Annotated in this window: 1 protein-coding gene and 2 pseudogenes; all 3 read left to right on the forward strand. The window is 40.7% G+C overall.

From position 1 onward, the window contains the following. Positions 1 to 670 precede the first annotated feature (670 nt). Positions 671 to 2,167: CarD family transcriptional regulator (locus AFK68_RS11275; protein WP_305778136.1), on the forward strand; the 1,497-nt coding region annotated here is incomplete at its 3' end. Between the two features lies 1 nt (position 2,168). Further along, a pseudogene (locus AFK68_RS11280) lies at positions 2,169 to 3,439 on the forward strand (DEAD/DEAH box helicase); the annotation flags it as partial. A gap of 99 nt (positions 3,440 to 3,538) precedes the next feature. Further along, positions 3,539 to 4,558 (forward strand): annotated as a pseudogene (locus AFK68_RS11285) (TRCF domain-containing protein); the annotation flags it as partial. Between the last annotated feature and the right edge of the window lie 544 nt (positions 4,559 to 5,102).

Below are 5,102 nucleotides of genomic sequence, written 5' to 3' on the forward strand. Positions count from 1 at the left end.
AAATAATTCCCCATAGAATGACAATTAAGTTATGAATTTAGGATAATATATAGTAATCGTAAATGATTTGTGAAAAAAACTGTAAAATCTGACAACCTAATTTAGGATTGCTATAATTGTAAATCATTATTTGTCAAAAAAACTGTAGGGGTTTGGTCTCCAAACCCTAGAAACTAGGTTTGCTAAAAAAGTCTTTTTAAAGGGTAGGGATTAGGTAGAGACGTTGCATCAGGGCGTCCCTACGAGAGTAATTTTTTTGCTCAAGTCTTGCCCAAAATGCTAACTTTTTTGAGCGTTTTATACTGAAAATATGGCACTTTTTTTTGACCCTAAAAAAACTTAAGCCTTTATTTTTAAAGATTTGAGATTTAATCAACAAACTTCTATTTCAATATAGAAATGGGTTTTGGAGACCAAACCCCTACCATAAAATATTACAACCTATGATAGAAATGGGTTTTGGAGACCAAACCCCTACCATANGAGACCAAACCCCTACCATAAAATATTACAACCTATGATAGAAATGGGTTTTGGAGACCAAACCCCTACCATAAAATATTACAACCTATTTAGGGTTGCCATAACATACTAATAAAAATGACTGAAACTTGAGCAAAATTTCTCTATTTGCCTACTGATAACTGATAACTGATAACTGATAACTGAAATGACACTATCATCTATTATTAAACTACTTGGTCGATCGCCTCTGACAACCGAACTCCTAAATAAACTCCAACAATACCAATGTCTACAACTAAACGGCGCTCCCCGTTTACCCAAAGGTTTAGTCGCATCTACCCTCGCCCAACAACAAGAGCAAAATTTATTCATTGTCACTGCAACATTAGAAGAGGCGGGGCGGTGGGCAGCACAATTAGAAGCAATAGGATGGCCAACAGTTCACTTTTACCCAACTTCCGAAGCATCCCCTTACGAACCCTCCTACTCAGAAGAAATGATTTGGGGACAAATGCAGGTATTAGCAGACTTGGTGAGTGAGAATGCCCCAGAAAATGTAACTAGCAACGGTAACAGTAGCAATAAAGCAAAAATGGCCGTGGTGGCAACTGAGCGATCGCTCCAACCCCACCTACCTACAGTTAAAAATTTTCAACCCTACTGCCTAACCCTCATCCCTGGCATTACCAGTAACTCCAAAATCTTCGATGAAAAACTCGCCCAAATGGGATACGAACGAGTAGCATTAGTTGAAACCGAAGGTCAGTGGAGTCGCCGGGGAGATATTATAGATATATTTCCCGTCGCCTCAGAATTACCAGTACGCCTAGAATGGTTTGGAGACGAACTAGAAAAAATTCGGGAATTCGACCCTTCCACCCAACGTTCCCTTGACAAAATTCCCCAAATAGTCTTAACACCTAGAGATTTTAGTCAGTGGGGGTTAGGAAATTTAGAGTCAATAACCGACTCAACATTTGCTTCTGTATTAGACTACTTGCCAGAAAATACTCTCATTGCCATAGACGAACCAGATCAATGTGCTGCTCATGGCGATCGCTGGTTTGAACTGGTAGAAGAAAATTGGCAACAACTCAACACTTCCACAAAATTACCAAAAATTCATCGTACATTTGCCGACTCCCTCGCAGAAGTCGAATTTTTTCCCAGACTATATTTATCCGAACTTACCAAAGAAACCAAAAGCGAAATTACCGCCGACCTTCCCTACACCCTCAACCTTGCGAGTCGCCCCTTACCAGTGATGCCACATCAATATGCCAAACTGGCAGAAAACCTGCGTCAGGAAAGGGAACGTAAACATTCCGTTTTCCTAATTTCTGCTCAACCATCGCGCTCCGTTTCTCTACTCCAGGAACACGACTGCCCCGCCCAGTTTATTCCCAACCCCCGCGACTACCCCGCCATTGACAGACTGCAAACCCAATATACTCCCGTCGCTCTCAAATATAGTGGTTTAGCAGAATTAGAAGGATTTATTTTGCCCACATTCCGGTTAGCACTAATCACCGATAGAGAATTTTACGGGCAACACACCCTCGCCACTCCCACCTATATTCGCAAACGTCGTCAAGCTGCTTCCAAACAAGTAGACCCCAACAAACTGCAACCAGGAGATTATGTAGTTCACCGTCAACATGGCATCGGTAAGTTCGTAAAATTAGAAAGTCTGACTCTAAATNCCCTCGCCACTCCCACCTATATTCGCAAACGTCGTCAAGCTGCTTCCAAACAAGTAGACCCCAACAAACTGCAACCAGGAGATTATGTAGTTCACCGTCAACATGGCATCGGTAAGTTCGTAAAATTAGAAAGTCTGACTCTAAATAACGAAACCCGTGATTATTTAGCAATTCAATATGCTGACGGTTTGCTCAGAGTTGCCGCCGACCAACTTGGTTCCCTGTCACGCTTAAGAAGCACCGATAAGAAAAAACCCCAACTCAATAAACTGACTGGCAAAACCTGGGAAAGTACCAAAAATAAAGTTCGTAAGTCAATCAAAAAATTAGCCGTTGACTTGCTGAAACTGTATGCTCAACGCGCCGAAAAAACAGGTTATAGTTTTCCTACTGACACCCCGTGGCAAGAAGAAATGGAAGACTCATTCCCTTACCAACCCACCCCCGACCAGTTGAAAGCAACCCAAGATGTGAAAAGGGATATGGAAAGTGAACGAGCAATGGATCGTCTGGTTTGCGGTGACGTTGGTTTCGGCAAAACAGAAGTCGCCATCCGGGCAATTTTCAAAGCAGTCACAGCAAACAAACAAGTAGCATTTCTCGCACCGACAACAGTTTTAACCCAACAACATTATCACACTCTCAAAGAACGTTTTGCTCCCTACCCCATAGAAATAGGTTTACTCAACCGCTTCCGTACTACCAATGAAAAGAAAGAAATTCAACGGCGGTTAGCAACAGGGGAATTAGATATTATTGTCGGTACTCACTCTATTTTAAGTAAGACGATCCAGTTTCGAGAGTTGGGGTTGTTGGTAGTGGATGAGGAACAGCGGTTTGGCGTTAACCAGAAGGAAAAAATTAAGGCGCTCAAAGCTCAGGTGGATGTGCTGACACTTACCGCTACTCCAATTCCCAGAACATTATATATGGCACTTTCAGGGATTCGCGAAATGAGTTTGATTACTACACCACCCCCTTTGCGTCGCCCGATAAAAACTCATCTAGCACCCTACGATCTGGAAACTGCTCGCACTGCAATTCGCCAAGAATTAAATCGTGGAGGTCAGGTATTTTATGTAGTGCCACGCATTGAAGGTATTGAGGAATTGGCAGGAAAATTGCGAGAAATGATTCCCGGAGCTAGAATTAATATCGGTCACGGTCAAATGGATGCAGCAGAGTTGGAGTCAATTATGTTGACATTTAGTGCGGGGGAAGCTGACATTTTAGTTTGTACGACAATTATTGAATCTGGTTTGGATATTCCCNACATCCACCTGAGCTTTGAGCGCCTTAATTTTTTCCTTCTGGTTAACGCCAAACCGCTGTTCCTCATCCACTACCAACAACCCCAACTCTCGAAACTGGTATTTTATGTAGTGCCACGCATTGAAGGTATTGAGGAATTGGCAGGAAAATTGCGAGAAATGATTCCCGGAGCTAGAATTAATATCGGTCACGGTCAAATGGATGCAGCAGAGTTGGAGTCAATTATGTTGACATTTAGTGCGGGGGAAGCTGACATTTTAGTTTGTACGACAATTATTGAATCTGGTTTGGATATTCCCCGCGTCAACACAATATTAATAGAAGATGCTCAAAAGTTTGGTTTGTCACAGTTGTATCAGTTGCGAGGAAGAGTTGGTCGTGCTGGAGTGCAAGCTCATGCGTGGTTGTTTTATCCGACTACTGCTTCCGGTGGAGTAGCGCTGACAGATGAGGCGCAAAAGCGGTTACGGGCAATTAAGGAATTTACTCAGTTGGGTTCGGGATATCAGTTGGCAATGCGAGATTTAGAAATTCGGGGAGCAGGAGATATTTTGGGAGCGGAGCAGTCTGGTCAGGTGAACACTATCGGATTCGATCTGTATACGGAAATGTTGGAAGAGGCAATTCGGGAAATCAAAGGTCAGGAAATTCCTCAAGTTGATGATACACAAATTGACCTAAGTTTGACTGCATTCATTCCCGCAGATTATATTCCAGACTTAGATCAAAAAATGGGTGCTTATCGTTCGGTTGCTGTTGCTAATAGTCGGGAAGAATTGAGTCAAATAGAAAGTGATTGGAGCGATCGCTACGGTACAATTCCGAAAGCTGGTTTACAGTTATTAAGAATGATGGAATTAAAACAAATTGCCAAAAAAGTAGGGTTTTCCAGGATTAAAGTAGAGGGTAAACAACACGTTGTTTTAGAAACACCAATGGAGGAACCTGCATGGAATTTATTGAAAGAGAAATTACCAGGTCATTTACAATCTCGTTTTGTTTTTAGTAAAGCTAAAGTAACAGTCAGAGGATTAGGTGTTGTAAGTGCAGATAAACAGTTAGAAAGTTTGATAGATTGGTTGAGTAAAATGGAAGGAGCTTTAGTAATTAATAATTGATAATGGATAATTGATAATTAGGGTTTACTGATTAAATATTAAAGTCTTTAAAGGTAAATGTTTTAGTATTTTTAGGTGTCAAAAAGTTTAAGCTTTTAGGTTGCTTATGTTCAAAAAGTTAGGATTTTATATCAAATCTGCTGGCTTCGGAGTAATAAGAAACCGGGTTTGTGGGAGGTCAATGTTAGTATTGTAGGGTATTTGATACCAACCCGGTTTCTCTACTTTTTTATACCGATGCTACCGGATTTGATATTAGCTAAATAAGAGCAGAAAAATCAAGATACGAAATATCCGACTACTTCCTCTATAATTTCTATTTATCCTGTACGTCGCCAATCCGACGACTCCCCTACCTGACTGCTGATTCCTAACCTCATCTATAATACTTTTTCAGCAAACCCTCATTAGACATAGTTTTCATTATCCATTATCAATTATCAATTATCCATTATCCATTAAATTATGACATTTAGTAATTACAAAAATATTGCAGAAGTAATGAAATAATTTCAAATTCAATATATTGAACTACAATAACATT

The organism is Hydrocoleum sp. CS-953 (assembly GCF_002260545.1).
Lineage (GTDB): Bacteria > Cyanobacteriota > Cyanobacteriia > Cyanobacteriales > Microcoleaceae > Trichodesmium.